The sequence below is a fragment of the Spirosoma validum genome, assembly GCF_014699035.1.
GTDB lineage: Bacteria > Bacteroidota > Bacteroidia > Cytophagales > Spirosomataceae > Spirosoma > Spirosoma validum.
On sequence record NZ_JACXAA010000011.1, the window covers coordinates 57921 to 76319 of the forward strand.

An 18399-nucleotide genomic window follows, 5' to 3' on the forward strand; every position below is an offset into this window, starting at 1 on the left:
GCGTCGAGTATAATTAGCTGGCTCCCATTGGAAAGCTCCCGCTAAGGTGCAGTCCCTGAATACCGGAATCGATTCGCAATTGTCCTTTCAAAGCGGCTATTCGTTGCTGCATCGTAGCTAATCCTAAACCCGAATCATCCGGTTGGCGTAGCCCACTCCCATCGTCTTCGATATCAAAATAAAACTGCCCCCCCCTAGAATAAACCCGTATTTTGATATGGCTTGCTCCCGAGTGCTTCATACTATTAGCCACAGCTTCCTTAATGACCCGATACAGTTCGGCATGTTGTTGAGCCGTAAAATATTGTTGGATCGTATTGGTATCGGCAGTCACAGTTACTTGCAAACCACTACCCTCACCAAATCGAAGCGAAAGATTGTCCAGTAAATCCACTACGTTGTACGTTTGACCAATCCGGTCATTGTGGAGTCGATGCATGAACTCCCGAGACTGTAAATAAACCGATTTAGCTTCATCTTCTACGTCCGTTAATGCCTGTTTTGTTTCATCACTTTGGGCCTGTTGTCGTATATCGGCGATGAGGTAACGTAGCGCGGCCAGGCTACTACTAACCTCATCGTGCATGTTTTCAGAAATGGCTTTTCGTTCACCTGTAATGGCGGCTTCTTTTTCGGCCTGCTGGCTAAGTCGTTCCAGTTCCATTTCGTGTTCCATCACCTGCAATTCGTCCGTCAGTTTTTGACGTTCAATTAGCCGCTGAGTCTGCTGGCGTTTGCTACGCAGGTAGAACAAAGCGACCAGCAAGGCCAACAGTAGCAGTAGGATAATACCCGTAACCAGCATTCGATCACGGCTTGTCTGGGTCTGCAGGTTTTTAGTTTCCAGCACCGCAATGGCCGCTTCCTTCTGAGCCACCGAATATTTTTGCTCGGCTTCAAAAACTTTGCCCCGCTGACCGATTACATCTAAAGAATCAGCATAGGCCTTAGACTGGCTATAAAAATGTAGGGCATTTTTATACTCGTTACGCTTGACATAGTATTGATATATAGCCTCATTCAATGCCCTTCTCGTAGTAAAATCTTTTGGCGGTATCGAAAGAGCCAGAGACTTTTGGATGACTTCACCATGACCGAGCAAGATCAGACATATATTCCGATACAACATGGCTCTATAATTCAGCTCTGATACTGAAGCGCCTACTTCATTGAATTTTGGCTGGAGCGATAAATCAAAGTAAGTAACGGCCTGCCTGTAATCTTTCTGATAATAAGACAAATACCCAAGTGTACTGTAACACGTATGATACCATATGGATGCTTCCGCCTTTTTTGCATTCATTACGACGTTTATGATCTTTTTTACGCTGTCGGTATACGCCATTTTTTTTTCAATGTTATAAAGCCTCCCATATATGGCTGCTTTTGTCAGCATGGTACTCGTATACGTATCCCTCCATTTCTCCGTCGGGGGCAAAGCATTTAAATAGTTGTTGAGGTTGTCAAGCGCCTGATGATAAAGGAATAGATTGGCATAAATCGACATATACAGGTAATAGATGTCCCGTATAGACGTAGAATCATGGTCAGCAATGGCAATACTTTGTGCCTTGTGTAGCATATCAACTGCCGAATCCTGCCTCAATTTGGTAGAATGATACATCGATAAGTTCAAATAGGCATTGGTTATAGCAGGTCTATATGTATGACCACCTGCTCCCCAGGCAACTAGTTTCTTATTCCAGCCATAAGCAGCACTAATATTGCCTGTTTGTAGATAAAAGCCGGCAATAGCTTGTGCATAAGGTATTTTTTCTTCGGCTGACTTCACGTTTTCAATTTTCTTTTCCAGTTGTTGCGTCCATTGCTCTATCTCAGCATAATGTTTCTGCACAAAAGCCTGCGAGCTATTGAGTATGATGTTGAATTTTTCTTTATCCATCACAACCTGTTTGTCCTTTGGCCGTAACGTATCGGGTAGGGCGTTGTATAGGCTGTCCGAGAATTGAGCGTTTGCTTGAAAACAGTAGACTAACAGACATAAACATAAACGAGGATACATAATCGTAGATAGAGTATATACAAACAGGAAGATCAATTACAATACCAAATGTATAAGCTTAACATATGATAAATATATAAATCATTAGTTTTCTACTCTAAGCTCTTTCGGGTCTGAGCTCAAAACCAACCATCCTAAAGCAAAAATGTCTGGGCAACCAGCTTAGCTGATCACCCAGACAGATAACCTACATCTACATCCTTAGAAGTAAAACCCTAACAAGCCGTGGGTGGCTGATCAGCCCCTACTGCTGGAAGTATTCAATTTTATCGGCGTCAATGTTATTGCCAGCATTGACCTCCTCTCCGTTACTACCAACAATCACCGCGCTAATCGTTAAAGCACCTACCGTGGCGCCAGGCGTCAGTAAGCCATCCAGACCAAAAGAAAGCTTATCGCCTGCTGGAACAGCCTCCGTACTGGTCAGTATGTAGTAGTTTGTATTCGATAGGTTATCAAACGTCCAGCCACTGTTCTGCACCAATCTTCCGCCGATCAATGTGGCTCCACTCGTGAAGCTAAGTTGAACCTTAGCATCTTTTGTCACCCGGACGATGACCGGTCCGCCCGCGTTTATTGAATTTAACTCCACCACGTCGACTACTACCGAACAGGCCGATGTACCGTATTGTGACGATGGGCGCGCGTACAGAGTCGGAACCAGATCGGGGGCAGGAATAAGCACCGCCGTGCCCGTATTGGTCGATTCGTTACCAACGTTATCTACGGCCACAAAGGAGATGATTACCGGATTTATATCAATCGTCGGATCGAGCAGAATGGTCGCCGTTGGATTGCCGTTGCCATCGGTTTGCAGCGTTATTCCCGCTGGCGTGACACCGCTAAACGCAGCCGAAGAAGCCGTATAAATTGTTGTATTAATGGTTAGGCTCGTCGTATTCGTCGGGAAACTAATGATCCGGATAGCCTTTACCATACCTGGACTGGCATCACTACTGGGCGCTATGTTTGTGAACGTAGTGGCTGGCACTGTAACCGGTTTAGTCCCACCTGAATTGTTTATCTTGATGCTGCCACTCCCCGCAACCGGCGCAATCTCCTGTACCCACGTAGCAAAGCTGTGGGCGGGTACCGTAACACGCAGGGTTCCCGAGCCAGAAACAATCACCGCTGAGGTTGAGGTCGTACCGGCTACTTTTGTGAATAACTGCCCGGCAGCAAGGCCATTCCGGAGGATGATCGGTATCTCAGCATCTACCGGCTGATCGCCATAATTGATCACGTTCAACACCTCTTTGCCGCCGATGCTGCCATTCGCGTTGTTTTGGTAAATCAGCGACCGTTTGTAACAGCCACTGTAATACGTAATGGCGGGTCCACCAAATTTATTGAGGTAGTCGATCCCGGTAGATCCCTGAATATAGTTTTTCAATACGCTGATCAACTGATCAATTTCGGTCTTCAATCCGCCCTGCGACCAGGTTGGAAAATAACTGAATGCTTGCGGAACACAGGCCGTGCCGTTCCAGGTAGATACACTCGCTGGATACCCGTAATAATCAGGCCAGAAAACCGTCGGTACGCCCAGTTGATTGTTGGTAAGCATATAGGCATAGCTGTTGAGCGCATCAGCCCGATCGTGGATCAACGCATCGCCGTAGGTTGGATCTGAACTGCGGAAGTCGTGGTTATTGAGCATCGTCACGACATTATTACCGCTGAAACTGCTGCCATCGTGTAAACTACCGTCGAAAATAGTCCGAACATCCCAGACCGATGCGTCATTGCAATCAGCGGACGTGCTGGCACCATTGCCACCATCACTCGCTTTTTTGAGCTGGTCGCGCAGGTTGAAATCAAATACTTTCGGGCTGAGCGCACCCGCCCCGCAGGCATTGAGTTTAGCATACACCTGACTGAGCCAGCTCCCCTGTGGACCGGGGTCCTGCCCATACCATTCACCTACGATCAGACTTGGATCTTTGCCCGCTGCGTGCATGGCGCATAACAAATCGCCCACAAACGAAGCGGGAAAATGCTTGATGGCATCCATTCGCAGACCACGAATACCAACCTGGTCCCAGCTCCAGAGTGTCCAGTCAATTAGTTTCTGTTTTGTATCGGGGTTCTGGTGATCATAGTCGTAGAAATAATCCATGCTCTGCTGGCTGTAAGCTGGCCCCAGACACGTAGCACTGACGTCCGACGCGGGATCACCCGACCAGTTTGGGCGGAAATTGCTTCCGTTCATGCAGGGCCCTCCACCGGGCAGGTTGCAGAAATTAGTAAACGTCTGCGCGCGAATCCTGTAGTTCGGATTGAAACCGCCACCACCAGCAAACATATTCGCATAATCGGCCAGATCGCGCCCGGAACCGTTTCCAGGCGAACCCAGCGGATCGTACCAGATTTTCCAGATTCGGTGATTGGAGTAGGACGTAACATCGCCCGGATTAATGTTGATCATCTGGACAAACAACGTATCAGTCGCATTGAAATCAGCCGCGTTGAGCGACACCTGAAATTCATCCGAATCGCCGTTATTATCAATCGTCACTTCGTAATTTGTGCCCAATTGAACACCATAAGCAGGGCCTTGCTCGGGCACAACCACCGTCGTCGGATTGACAGGCGCCCAGCGCGAACCACCAATTTTATTCGTCGTTACGTAGAGCATGTATTTACTACCAGCATACGTACCCGTCCGCGAACTGATGTTGACGTAGTAATTCCCCGTTCCATTACCCGTTGAACCACCAACGGGCAGAATCATCCGGTAGCGATCCGATGGCATCGAATACTGATAGCAACTCTGGCTACTCGTATTGCCCGCATGGTTCATGATGTAGTCCAGAACGGGATCATTGTTTTCGGGCAAACCACCGTCGCGGTGGTTGTAGATCATGTCGCCAACCACCTGCATACCGGTCCCGTTAAACGTAGCGACCATATCCAGAATCTGTTGCTTGGTGCCGAGCGACGTAACGGTACTATTGGTTCCGATGTATAAATCTTTGGGATCGTATCCTCCACTGTTGGGACCATTCCCCTGAAATGGGGGCGTCCAGATGTGGGTAAAGCCCGACGTAGCCAATTGAGCGGCTTTAGCAGCCAGGGTGTCGGCCCAGCTGGCTCCGCACTGCGCTTTTGGAATATCGTAGTAAAATCCCTGCATCAATACTTGCTGGGCAAATGCCGGTGCGGTCAGACCGGCTAAAATCGCAATCAGTGTAATCGTTTTCCGTACTAATCTCACTATATCCTTTGGTTTATTGGTGAATAGTCTAGTCGCTAATCCAGCCCGTTTAAAGAGAAAGTAGAGACAACACGCTCAAGTTTGGCTGTCCAAACAAAAGCCTGCTTTTATAAAATCCCTCTCAATAGACTCAGGACCTGCGAATAAACGATGAGATAAAATAAGGACTATAGCACTTTATATAAAAATATATTATTGAAATAATTCAATTTTGTATAATCAATAAGAGAATATGAATCCGTTTAGTTAACACAAATAAAATTTATTGATACAAATTTTTTAGATGAATCTACTCCCAAGAAGACGTCCTGTGAATCGGTTATTCAACTAGACCTGAACCTCTACCGTAGTGCCTTCGCTGGCAATCACCCGGAACGTACCGCCTAGTTCTCTGGCACGGGTCTGCATATTTTGTAGACCATAGTGGGGCTCCGAGAGCGTTTCGTCGGGCCAGTTGAACCCCCGGCCATTGTCCTGAATGCGGAGTTCGATATGCCCATCTGTATATACATGTAGCTGGACGCTGGCCTTCGTAGCCTGGGCATGTTTGATGACATTATTGAGCGCTTCCTGCACAATCCGGAACAAATTCAGTACTTGCGTAGAACTGAGTCGTTGTGTGTGTGAACCCGTCACCTGCGTATCGACATGCACTCCCCCGATTTCATGAACGTAGCGATTGATATACTGATTGAGTCGTTCGGCAAACTCCTCAACCGTAAAGCTTTCCTGATGAATCGCCCAGATGGTTTCCCGCAGGAGCTTGATGGCCTCGCGGGTATAATCAACAACCGTACGCAGTTGATCCGACAACTGATGTCCGTTTTGTACAGGTTGCTTTTCGGTTTGGTTGCTGATATGGGTGAGGTTCGTTACAACAAAGGCCAGATGTGCGCCCACATTGTCGTGTAAATCACGGGCAATCCGTTCCTTCTCAACCAGCAAATTGTTTTTCATAGCCAGCGCCTGTACTTCAGCTTCATAGGTTCGTCGCTGCTGAACGGTTTGTTCTTTGATAAGTCGCTCAGTCTGATCACGATCTATTTTGTACCGGTAAGCCAGACTAATGGTAAGCACCAATACTTCAATCAATGCAGCTGGCGCGGAATAAGCGAAATCAGCCACTACGGTATACGTGGGGAGTACACCAAAATTGGCGAAAACAAGCCAGAGATTCAGGGTATAAAAGGGTAAGATCGCCAGTAAGTACAGCCAGGCTTCCTGAACATAATGCCGATGGATAATATTGACCACAATATACGCCACGATGATGGGCATCGGGAGCCAATAGAATAGGGTAAAGATTCGCACCAGAATCAGCTCCGTAATCGGCGTTAAGGGCACAAACCACTCAGCCGTCAGGGCGAGCAGACAAATTAACCCGCACCATAATACGACCGTTCCGATCGAATGTAGGCGGTGTGACGACGTATGACGTACTGGCAGAAACGCCCGAACGAAAATGAGCTGTGAGTAGAAAAGAATGAGCGGAAACAGAAAGTAAACGTTTTGCCGGGGTAACCAGAACTGCGTTTCAAAGGCAAACTGGTTCAGGAATCCATTGTTAATCACAAAGAAGCCGACCAGCCCCAGCAGGCAGAAAATGTATGTCGAATACACAGGATTGAACGTATTCAGAAAGAAAATCAGACTCATCACCGCTACAAATACCAGCGTGAACAGGATTCCTCCCCAGAACAAATAACTCTTCTGTACGGTCGTTTCATAGGCCGACTCCCGAACAAGCTCAATGGGAACAATCTGCGTTCCCCGCGATTTCATGACCCGCAGATAAGCGGTTACGTTCTGTTGAGCGGGCACTGTGAAGGGAAACCAGAAGTTCCGATGGTGTCGGATACGTTGTGTAGCGGGGGTTTTCCACCCAATTACCGGCGATGTCGATACGACCCGATTCGATGCATCGACCATAAACAGTTGTAATTCGTCGAAGCACCGGAAATCAACCTCAGCAAGCCATGACTGCGGTCGGGCAGTTGCATTACGTAGTCGAAACCGTAACCAGATGGGTTTAGCCGTTTGTGTTCCGGTGATGACTCCGAAGTTAGGGACGGGTTCTGTAACCGGCTGAAAAGCGGATTCGCTGCCAAGGCTGACGATATCCGTAATGGTCCTCTTCTGTGATGAATCCCGAAAAGAAGCCAGACGCCCCTGTAAAGACAGTTGATCACCAACACCAGGCAGACTAGTAACCGGCTGTTGAATCAGCGGTTGAGCGATCAGCCGCGACGCTAACAGACAGCTACTCAGCAATAACCAGAACGCTTGACTGAAACGCTTCATTAACGAACGAGAAAGACCCTAATGTACAGGGGCCCCGATTAATAAGCAAGGGGCATAGGGCAGAGGGCATGGGCGCTGACGCGAAAGCAATCTAGCCGCGTCAGCACCCATGCCCTCTGCCCTATGCCCCTCACTACAATGTGTAGCCGCCGTTATACTGCCGCTTCACAAACTGGTTGGCGTAATCGTAGTTTGTAATCTTCATATTGTCGCCATCCCAGAAGAGTTTTTTGCGACCCGTGAACTTGCCGTCTTCGCGGGCCAGATAGGAACGCGTGGCCAGATTGCCCATTAAAACCGTTTCGGTAAGTGGACCCGACTGGTCGAAGGAAGAGGACGTATAAGCGCCAAATCCCTGCTTACAGGCTTTCACCCACTGTTGCTGGTGCCCTTCGGTTTTGCCGTCAACTAAGGGCTTTTCGGGCGCAGGCAACGCTTTATTGGCAAACTTATCGGCAGGTAATAACTTAGGGTCGTTTCCGAAAAGCCCACCCGTCAGCATTCCTTTCGTGCCGATAAATAGTATACCACCGTCAATTTCCCGGAATACGTCGCTATACTCCACTCCTTCCGGCAGTTGCGGCCGAATACCACCATCAAACCACGAAAATTTGATCTCCTTCACCTTCCGGTCGTCGGATGGGAAGGTCAGGTGAATGGCTGACGAGGGTGGACAAACATCGTCGTAAAACGCTTCCTGGAAAAAATCAGAATATACTGACCCAACGCTGCATTCCACCGAGGTTGGATATTTGAGGTTCAGCGCCCGGAATGGTACGTCCATGAAATGACAGCCCATATCGCCGAGCGCACCCGTACCAAAATCCCAATAGCCACGCCAGCGGGTCGGCATGTAGGCTTCGTGGTAGTCACGGGCAGGAGCTGTACCGAGCCAGAGTGACCAGTTTACCTCAGGCGGAATTGGTTGCGATTCACCTTTATCCTTCGGCGACCGAACCCCCTGCGGCCAGACGGGGCGGTTTGTCCAGCAATAAACGGTATGCACGTGACCGATGAGATTCTTCTGAATGGCCGTCTCGATAATCCGCGTCGCATCACCCGAACTGCCCTGGTTGCCCATCTGCGTTACGACTTTATATTTCTGAGCGGCCTGCGTCAGCATCCGGGCTTCGTAGATGTCGTGGGTCAGTGGTTTTTCGACGTATACATGTTTGCCGAGCTGCATGGCCGCCATCGCAATGGGCGCGTGCATATGATCAGGCGTGCTGACAATAACCGCATCGAAGGTTTTACCCACTTTGTCGAACATCTCCCGATAATCCTGAAAATAGGGCGCATTGGCAAACTGAGCACGGTATTTTTTGGCTTGCCGGTCGTCGACATCACAGAGAGCGACTATGTTATCGGAGCCCTTATTGTAAGCCAGACGAATGTTCACGTCAGCCTTCCCACCACAGCCGACGGCCGCGATATTAAGTTTATCCGATGGCGCAATGATTCGCGATCCATTAGGAGATTTCCCTCCCAAAACGTGACGTGGTACAATAAAAAAATCGCCAATAGACAGTGCGGCAGCAGACAGGACACCGCTTTTCAGGAATTTACGACGGGAGGGTTTAGTCATTTTGCTGAGTGAATTACGCACCGCGATCCGGCACAATGAATGTATCTCAATAAGACTAATTGGTCTCCATACTACTGAACGGGGTTCGGAAGTCGATAGCTCGCAATACGGCTCACCCCGCTGGTAGATTCTACTATACAGAAAAGAGATCTGCTTTCGATGTAGCCGTAATCTGGGCCGCCATTGGGATCAGGATGCTTCTTTTCTCGCCTTACCCATCTAATAAGAAACACGTCTTATCTCCTTGTCCTATAAGTATTTATACGTTACATTGCTTTACACACACTACTTAGGTAAACTATCTATAATTCTATAAGAAGAATTCAATAAATCAATTAAATAAACCTAAAAATCAAATTCTAAACAGACACAAAAAATTCTACAGTATGAAGCATGTACTACTTAGTCTCCTGAGTTTATGTTTATTTTTTTCAACAGCCAGCGCCCAACGCGTTCTTCTCGAAACGGAAACGGGCCGAATTGTGCTCGAACTTTACGCCGACAAAGCCCCCGGTACGGTCGCTAACTTCCTGCGATACGTCGACGACAAACGCTACGACGGCGCTACGTTCTACCGCGTTGTTCGCCTGGATAATCAGGCGAACAGCCCTGTAAAGATTGAGGTGATTCAGGGTGGACTACGTACCGACACGACTCGCATGTTTCCACCCATTGCTCAGGAAACTACCCAGAAAACGGGCCTGAAACACCTCGACGGTACGTTGTCGATGGCGCGGGGAACGCCTGCCAGTGGAGCTTCCGAGTTCTTTATCTGCATCAACCCCCAGCCCGAGCTGGACTTTGGCGGCAAACGCAACCCCGACGGTCAGGGCTTTGCTGCTTTCGGGCGCGTTATCGAAGGCATGGACGTAGTGCGCAAAATTCAGCAGGGCGAAACCGGACAGCCCGGCCCTACCAACGCTTACTCAAATCCCACACAGCTACTCAAAGCTCCTGTTCTGATACGTACCGCGAAGCGCGTCAAGTAAATTAATAATGTTACGTCACACCGAGTTAAAACGGCAGCGTCCGTCCGGTGCAAGTGATCAAAACTGGTGTATTGCGCCAGGTTTCAACCCGGTGTAATGTGACTCTTTTTTCGTTCAATCTATTTTAACCAACTCTTACATGAAAAAAACGCTTCTTGCTTTCCTATTGCTCTATGGATGGATGGTCCAGGCCCAGTCCCGAATCGTGTCGGGTAAGGTCACGTCACCCGAAAACGAAGGGCTCCCCGGCGTAAACGTCCTGCTTAAGGGGGCAACAACAGGCACCGTCACCAACGCCGATGGAACGTACCAGATTTCGGTACCGACCAATGCCAAAACACTCGTCTACTCCTTCATTGGCTACAAAACCATTGACGTAGCACTCGAGGGACGTAGCACCGTGGACGTGAAATTAGTAGCCGACCTCACCAATCTGGATGAAGTTGTCGTAACGGCCAACGCTATTGTTCGGGAGAAAAAAGAGCTTGGCTATGCTGTATCGACAGTGGGCGGAACCGAGTTGGTCAAAGCCCGTGATCCGAATGTACTGAACTCACTGGCCGGGCGGGTAGCCGGGGTACGTATCTCGCAACAGTCTGGATCGGTGGGTGGCTCCACGAAGGTTATGATTCGCGGGGCAAACTCGCTGTCGAGTTCCAGCGAACCCCTGTTCGTTGTCGATGGCGTACCGATTTCCAATTCCTCCTACAACGGCTCCGAAACCGACATCGTTACGGGGGGTGTTGATGTTGGAAACCGCGCTGGCGACCTCAACCCCGATGATATTGAGTCGATGAACGTATTGAAAGGCGCGGCTGCTTCGGCTCTTTACGGGTCCCGTGCGCGCAACGGCGTTATCGTCATCACCACCAAGCGCGGGAAAGTGGGGGCTAAAAAGATGAACATCGCCGTGAATTCATCGTACCGGACTGATAACGTACTACGCTTTCCTGATATTCAGAACCAATATGCGCAGGGTAACCTCGGCGTATATAACCCCCGGTTAGGGAATGGCTGGGGTCCGGCCATATCGAGCATTACAGGGCCGGTTCTTGACTACACGGGCGCTACCGTTCAAGGGCTGACTGCTCATCCCGACAACTGGAAAAACTTCTTCGTAACGGGCCATACGGTCATCAACAGTGTGTCGATTGACGGAGCCAGCGATCAGGGCGACTACCGGATCGGGTTTACCAACCTGAAGCAGACGGGCACCGTGCCGGGTTCGGAACTGGGACGTAATACGTTTGCAATCAATGCGGGACGCAAAATTACCGACAAGCTTACGTCGCGAGCCTGGCTCAACTACGTTCGCACGACCAGCGATGGTCGTCCGCAACAAGGTTCCAACACGACCAATATCCTCTCAACAATTCTTGCCGGAGTCAATACGACCATCGATATCAATGACCTCAAAAACAACCTGTTTGCTCCGTCAACGCAGACCGTCCCGGCGGGCTGGACGGGCGATCTGGCGCGGGCCATCGACCTCGACGGTATTCAGAATAATCCTTATTTCGTAACGGCGTTTAACAAGTTCTCCAACTCCGTCGACCGTCTCTACGGCGGCACCAGCCTGAGTTACGACGTAGCACCCTGGTTCAACGTAACGGGGCGTGCCGGGACCGATTTCTTCACTGAAAACCGCCGGTCGACTACACGCCGGGGCACGCGCGGACGACTGAACGGACAGTTCGAAACCAACGAAATCTACGAGCGCGAACTCCAGACCGACCTGATCGGCACCGTTACCCGCCGAATCTCGGATGACTGGACGTTCAAGGGCATTGTGGGTCATCAGTTTAATCAACGTACCATTCGACGGTCGCGGGTACTGTCGGATGGGCTGAACATCGACCAGTTGTATACGTTTGCCAATGCGCAGTCGAACGTAGCGTCGAACTTCTACAGCCGCCGGGAAATCTTCGGGGTATATGGCGACTTCAGTTTTGACTACCGCAACTTCCTGTTTCTGAACGTAACGGGCCGAAATGACTGGTCCAGTACGTTACCGGTCAGTAACAACTCCTACTTCTACCCATCGGTTAGTGCATCGTTCATTCTGACGGAAGCCTTCCCGAACATGGGCATCGTGAAGCGCGATATTCTAAGCTACGCCAAACTGCGGGCCAATTATGCCAATGTCGGCTCGGACGAAGACCCGTATCAACTTGCCTTTACGTATAACCCACTCTCGCAGGCCAGCGACATCTACACGTTCAATATCCTGTATCCGATTGGCGGAGCGTCAGCATTCGGAGCCACGAACGTATTACCGCCCACGAACCTGCGACCGCAGCAGCAAACGTCGTATGAGTTCGGTACGGAACTAAATTTTTTCGGAGGACGCCTTGGTCTGGACCTGACGTATTACCGGAACCTGAACTACGATCAGATCATTTCCATTGCCGTACCACAGTCAACTGGCTACTCGGCCCGGCGGCTCAACGTGGGCGAAATTTCGAACACGGGCATCGAAGCCATGCTGACCGTAACGCCCCTGAAAACCCGGTCGGGGTTTCGCTGGGATGCGGCTTTCAACTTTAATCGTAACCGTAACCGCGTAGAATCGCTGGCCGACGGCCTGACCGAGTTCGTGACAACGTCCGGCGATGGGTTCGGCATTTTTGTAGTAGCCCGTCCTGGCGAAACGTTCAATATTCAGGGCGTAGGCTGGCTACGTGATCCACAAGGAAACATCGTCATCAACCCGACTACCGGCCTGCGCACACCAGGACCGCGCCGACTTCTCGGCAACATTTATCCCGACTGGACACTGGGGATTAATAATAGTTTTTCGTTCAAAGGCATTGATTTCAATTTCCTGATCGACATGCGCAAAGGGGGCGTCATCAATTCGCAGACGGTTGGCATTGTGCGGAGCGGTGGCCAGGCCGCTGAAACGGCGGTGAATAATCGAACGCCGTTTATCGACCCTGGCGTGATTCGAAACGCCGACGGAACGTACCGTCCCAACGATGTACCGGTTGCCAGTGTGCAGCAATATTGGAGTCAGCTAGACAACTCGGTTAGTCCCGAAACGAATACGTTCGACGGCTCGTATACCAAGCTACGCGAGGTCAGAATCGCCTACAATCTGCCGCGTACACTGGTGAACCGAACTCCTTTTGGCAGCATCGCCCTTGGACTGGAAGGCCGTAATCTCTGGATTATCCACTCGAATGTACCGCACATCGACCCCGAAGCCAACGTGCTCGGCACGGGTTTAATTGGTGAGGGGTTGGAACGGGGCAGCATTCCCAGTAGCCGGAGCATTGGCGCCAATCTGCGCTTTACCTTTTGATTTCTCCACGGACACGTATCAGAAACGACTTCTACAACTATGAAAAAGATACTTTACGTCGGTTTATTGGCCCTGACCGCTACCGGCTGTTTCAAAAATAGTACCCTCAATATTGATCCAAATCGTTCCACAACAGTCGATCCATCTCTGCTGTTCTCGGGTGCCAGCACCCAGTTCTCACTTCTGCGCGTAGGCGAACTCACCTGGCCCGTCGCGCTGATGAGCCAGATGTGGGCGTCGGGTGGCCGCTGGGGACTCGAGCAGGCAAAATATGATCAGACACGGGTACGCTCGGCCTGGGGACGTACCTATACCGACGTACTGAAAAACCTCAACGTAGCGATCAAAGTGGCGGAAAGCACGCAACCCGTCAACAAAAACGCTTTAGCGCAGTGTAAAATCATGAAGGCGTTTGCCTTTTCACAAACCTCACTCCTCTGGGGCGATATTCCGTTTTCGCAGGCCGCAACAGGCGATGTCGATTTACCAGCCTTTGATAAGCAGGCCGACGTATTGAATGGTTGCATAGCGCTGCTCGATGAAGCCATCGGACAGATTGATCCTGCCAGCAAGGGCATCATTGCACCCAACGACCTGTATTATGGGGGCGATATGACGAAGTGGCGCAAGTTTGCCAACTCGCTCAAACTACGTATTCTGTTTTCAATGGTCGACGCTGACCCAACGAAGGGAAGCGCTATTGGGCAGTTACTGGCGAGTGGTAACATGATTGCCGCCACTACCGATACTATGCAGTTTCAGTATTACAACCAACCCGGTCGGCAGAACCCACGGTATTCGTTTACGGCCATTTTCCGGGGTGGCGTTCAGTCGGACTGGTACTGCTCAAAGCCCGTTTATGATCTGCTGGTCTCACTCAACGACCCGCGTATCCCCTATTTTTACCAGCCGGGACCAGCTGCCGGTGCCAACGAATACGTAGCGTTGAATAGTATCGAAAACTACACAACCCGCTCGGCTCTGGTGAACATGAACCTGCTCAAGCCCGACCTGCCCGAGGTTTCGTTTTCGTACTCGGAGCAACTGCTTCTGGAAGCCGAAGCCATCGCACGCGGGTTTGCAACGGGGGGTTTCGATCTGGCTACGCAACGGATGCGGGCGGGCGTACGCGAGTCGCTGCTGTCATTTGGTGTACCAACAGCTCAGGCGACTACGTATGTAAACCAACTACCCGCCCTGACAGCCGCTAACTACCGGACCGTGTTAGCCCAGCAACAATACCTGGATTTGTTTATGCGACCCGTTGAAGGCTGGACGCAACATCGCCGGTCGGGTGTAATTGGGCAGGAAGTCCCGGCCATGACTACGCCTGCTGGTGCGCCGGTTGCGGGGTTGGTTCGACGCCTGCTATACCGTAGTGAAGAGGTAAATTCCAACCCCAATACGCCCAGCGGTTTAGCCGTCGATGCACCGTTGTGGTTTGATAAATAACTGGTTACTGCCAAAACACAAAAAAACGCGGTTCTTAGCTCTGGAACCGCGTTTTTTATGTCCTGGCAATAGGCAAAATTACACCTGTGATAGAGTTAGCCCATCACTTTACCCATTTTCATGGCAATACCCATATCGCCTTTTATTTTAAGCTTGCCACTCATGACGGCCATCATTGGGTTCAGATCGCCGGTACCCATTTTTACGAGGTTATCGATGCTCACATGCAGGTCGCAGTCAGCGGGTTTATCGTCGTTGGAAACCACAGCGGGTGATTGGGTTGCGTCTATGTAGATTACACCCTTATCCGTCACGAGCTTAACGGTAGCGTCGATGTTATCAGCGTGTGTAACTTTGTTCTGGATTTGCTCGGTTAGCTCTTGCAGCGTCATTTGATTTGGATTTCGTTGTTGTAAGGAAACTCTGCCGCAAAAATAAGGTTTTGTGTAGTAGGCGGGTAATCTGCTTTTGCGGTAAAGAGGCCGCTTTATTCTCATAAAAATGCGGGCTTCGACCGCACTGCTTCATGCGTTCTCAATTTTTGACCTTACTCTGTATCCTTACCTTTCTTAGTTGCGCCTGGGGCTTATCCGACGCTTTTGTATCCTTATTACAAACCGATGCGATTTCGGAAACGCAGGTTGTTAAACGGAAGTACACACCCGAACAACAAAAGGACGTACCCAAACAATACTATGAAGACCGCTCGTCGGGTAACGCACCCATGGACGATGACCCCACGCAAATCAAAAGTTTAGCTATTGCATCAGCAGCCTATTCATTGCTGACACTTGCAGGCGCTATTCTGATGTTTCGGCTGCGTCGGGTGGGTTTCTGGGTATACGTAGCAGGCGTTGTTGTTGGCCTGATTCTGCCGATAATTCTGGCAGGGTTTAGTGCTTTAAATATCTCGTTTGGCGTATTTTTCAGCATGCTGTTTGCGGGTTTGTATTGGCTCACGTTGAAGGAAATGCATTAAAGCCGCTCAACACCAGATTAAGGCCCGGCTCAATCGATCTGCTTTCGACCGTCTGCGTCAGGGTGTAAATTCATGCCTCATGCGATTTTAGTAAGCGTTCATTAAACTTATTCCGGAATAATCGGTCAATGCTATAAGGTTACAATAAGGGCAACTATTGATCGTACTAAGTCTGTTAGGACGATTTTTCAGGTATGACTCGCCAATTGTCTCTGTAATTTGTTTATATCGTCAAACCACAGCTTTAACTATTTAATGGACCGCTTACCTATGAACGCGTTTCGTTTTACTATCCTATCCCTCGTCGTATTTATTACAATGACTTCGATGGCTCCCAAAGCCGATGATCCCGACGCTCTGATGGGAAAATGGCTCAGTTCTAAAAAAAGAAATCAGGTTCAGATTTATAGACAGGGCAATAAGTATTACGGCAAACTGGTCTGGATGCTGGAACCGAATGAACCGGCGACCAATAAGCCCAAAATGGACAAGGAAAACCCCGACGAAAAATTACGCAGTCGTCCGCTGATGGGCCTGGTCTTATTAACCAATCTGACATACAAAGGCAATAATGTTTGGAGCGACGGGGAGATTTATAACCCCGAAGATGGCAAAACCTACAACTGCGAAGTATCGCTCAAAGACCCAAACTCAATTGACCTACGCGGCTACATGATGGGCATCAGTTTTCTAGGAAAAACTAAAACCTGGACACGGGTGAAATAAAAGTCAGGTGATACTAGTCGACTAATCTGTCTGACAAAAACTATTTGGTCCGTCGTAGGTTATTTTCGTAAAACAACCTCATAAACAGTCATGGATAAGAAACTGACCACATCGCTGGGAATCGCCTTGGGAGCTTCCCTACTTGCCGGAGCTGGTTTTGGCATATACAAATACTTTAGCAAGAAAAGTGGTAAGACCATCAGTAATAGCTCAGACGATAGCAGTAGTCATCTCAGTAATCTGTTTGGCGGTTTTGTTGGTAACGGATTAACAAAAAGTACCAGCCTTTACGGAGGAAGCCATTCAGATAATGAGCTTATAGGCGGTGGTTTGTATAAAGGCAATAGTCTGTCATTGACAGCTTAAGAACTTACAATAGTCTTCTTCTGCATAGATAGCTGACATTCCTCAAGTAGAGCACATCAGGGCCTGCTTGAGGAATTTTATTTGGGGTAGACTCTTACTCTATAAATCATTCTTTACCATTTTGCTCGTTAAAGTATTGCCTGGTTATCTGGTACACATTCTCTTAATGGATTTCGCTAGTTCATTTCTCCACAATCCAGCGGGTCAGATTATTGTAGCGGGCTTCCAGAACGATCTTAAAGAACCCCGACGGCAATTTTGATACGTCGATCGTAGCCGCTTCGGCTTTGGTGGGTGCTTCAGCTACTAAGAGATAATTATCTCGTTTACCTTCCTCAAAATGATTGGTTGGGGAGAGCCAGATTTTTACGCTTCCCTCCTGCTCTATCGCTTTCCAGGTTACGGCAATTTTGGTACCTTCCTTTTTCACAGTCGGCTCGACGATCGACAGCTTGCCAGTCAGCGGAATACCGTCTAGTTCAAAATTCTGCTCTTTTGGAATGGTTAAGTTCAGGTGGCGCGCCAGCGTTGGCATGATATCGACAATACCCGGCGTGTTCTTCCGGAATTGGCTATTCAGATCTTTGGCGTTGGTAACGATCCACGTACTACGTTCCCGATCGGATTGTTTTCCGTGATCTTTGCCCGTATCAGCGCTTCGACCGTGGTCGGTTGTAATAAAGATTTGCCAGTCTTCGCCAAAGGTTTTCTGACGGTATTGAATGGCTTTCCACAAACGGCCCATCTGATCATCCATCATGCCAACAGCTTTGTAAAACCGGTCGCTATCACCGTACTTATGCCCCATGTCGTCGGTGTATTCCAGATAGACCCACGACAAATCAGGACTTTCATCGTGGATATACCGACTAGCTTCGTCAACTACTTTTTCATCAATCTGGTGGATGTATCCGGCATCCTTGTCGTGTGGAAAAAGCAACGTATCGCGCTCTAGCCCATCAAACGAATAATCAATACGTAGTCGGTTCGTTTCGGCAATATCTTCGCCAATCAGCTTTGTGCGGTTATCGAGCCAGGTCGAAAAAACGGCGCTTTTCTTGCCAGGATACTGCGTTTCAAAAAAGCGAAAGATTGTCCAGTACTGATAATTAGGGGCTTTAATGCTGTTGTCCCACACGTTATGCTTGTTTACCCAGGTTCCTGTAAGCAGACTGTTATAGCCTACAGCGGAGATGGTTGGGGTTTGGGAATACGTATTCTTTTGTCCACCGACGTAAGCCCGAACGTAACCACCTTCCTTAGTAATAGCCTTCAGATTGGGCATAGGCAGTTTTTCGATTACATCCGATGGAATCCCATCGACAATAACGAACAGCGCTTTTTTGGGCTTAGTCTGGCCCAGAATGGAGTGACAGCCCAGTAGCCAGCAGCCAATCAGCAGTTGTAGTTTAGACCTTAGTTTCATGGTATTAAGTTAGCGTACCACAGGGATGCAC

The 18399-nt window shown here is 49.3% G+C and carries 12 protein-coding genes; 6 read left to right on the top strand and 6 right to left on the bottom strand.

The window, feature by feature from the left end; all coding sequences use genetic code 11:
- Positions 1 to 13: 13 nt before the first annotated feature.
- The 4 genes from IC230_RS24780 to IC230_RS24795 all read right to left on the bottom strand — a co-directional run bounded on the left by IC230_RS24780 (position 14) and on the right by IC230_RS24795 (position 9126).
- Positions 14 to 2023: a sensor histidine kinase gene (locus IC230_RS24780; protein WP_191041762.1), complete on the bottom strand. Its 2010-nt coding sequence runs from the start codon at positions 2021 to 2023 to the stop codon at positions 14 to 16.
- A 244-nt stretch (positions 2024 to 2267) separates the two neighbouring features.
- Positions 2268 to 5240, bottom strand: a complete 2973-nt coding sequence (locus IC230_RS34680; protein ID WP_191041763.1) for an alpha-amylase family protein — start codon at positions 5238 to 5240, stop codon at positions 2268 to 2270.
- 327 nt (positions 5241 to 5567) lie between these two features.
- Positions 5568 to 7541, bottom strand: a complete 1974-nt coding sequence (locus tag IC230_RS24790; protein WP_191041764.1) for a sensor histidine kinase — start codon at positions 7539 to 7541, stop codon at positions 5568 to 5570.
- Between the two features lie 133 nt (positions 7542 to 7674).
- Complete coding sequence (locus IC230_RS24795; protein WP_191041765.1) at positions 7675 to 9126, bottom strand: Gfo/Idh/MocA family protein; 1452 nt, start codon at positions 9124 to 9126, stop codon at positions 7675 to 7677.
- A gap of 386 nt (positions 9127 to 9512) precedes the next feature.
- Between IC230_RS24795 and IC230_RS24800 the strand changes: the two genes are divergently transcribed.
- The 3 genes from IC230_RS24800 (at position 9513) to IC230_RS24810 (ending at position 14871) form a co-directional block, all read left to right on the top strand.
- Positions 9513 to 10115, top strand: coding sequence for a peptidylprolyl isomerase (locus IC230_RS24800; RefSeq protein WP_191041766.1), 603 nt, complete (start codon positions 9513 to 9515; stop codon positions 10113 to 10115).
- Positions 10116 to 10254: 139 nt separating this feature from the next.
- Positions 10255 to 13419 (top strand): SusC/RagA family TonB-linked outer membrane protein, encoded by a 3165-nt coding sequence (locus IC230_RS24805; protein WP_191041767.1) that lies wholly within the window; start codon positions 10255 to 10257, stop codon positions 13417 to 13419.
- A gap of 39 nt (positions 13420 to 13458) precedes the next feature.
- Entirely contained in the window at positions 13459 to 14871 is a 1413-nt protein-coding gene (locus tag IC230_RS24810) for a SusD/RagB family nutrient-binding outer membrane lipoprotein (RefSeq protein WP_191041768.1), read from the top strand.
- Positions 14872 to 14966: 95 nt separating this feature from the next.
- On the opposite strand, the gene IC230_RS24815 is transcribed toward IC230_RS24810, so the two are convergent.
- A complete protein-coding gene (locus IC230_RS24815) occupies positions 14967 to 15263 on the bottom strand; it encodes an SCP2 sterol-binding domain-containing protein (RefSeq protein ID WP_191041769.1) in 297 nt (98 codons plus the stop codon).
- Between the two features lie 134 nt (positions 15264 to 15397).
- On the opposite strand from IC230_RS24815, the gene IC230_RS24820 reads away from it, so the two are divergent.
- The 3 genes from IC230_RS24820 (at position 15398) to IC230_RS24830 (ending at position 16942) form a co-directional block, all read left to right on the top strand.
- On the top strand, positions 15398 to 15850 hold the full coding sequence (locus IC230_RS24820) for a hypothetical protein (protein ID WP_191041770.1): 453 nt from the start codon (positions 15398 to 15400) through the stop codon (positions 15848 to 15850).
- A gap of 270 nt (positions 15851 to 16120) precedes the next feature.
- Entirely contained in the window at positions 16121 to 16576 is a 456-nt protein-coding gene (locus IC230_RS24825) for a DUF2147 domain-containing protein (RefSeq protein ID WP_223860827.1), read from the top strand.
- A gap of 90 nt (positions 16577 to 16666) precedes the next feature.
- Entirely contained in the window at positions 16667 to 16942 is a 276-nt protein-coding gene (locus IC230_RS24830) for a hypothetical protein (protein ID WP_191041771.1), read from the top strand.
- A gap of 181 nt (positions 16943 to 17123) precedes the next feature.
- On the opposite strand, the gene IC230_RS24835 is transcribed toward IC230_RS24830, so the two are convergent.
- Entirely contained in the window at positions 17124 to 18368 is a 1245-nt protein-coding gene (locus tag IC230_RS24835; RefSeq protein WP_191041772.1) for an alkaline phosphatase family protein, read from the bottom strand.
- Positions 18369 to 18399 lie beyond the last annotated feature (31 nt).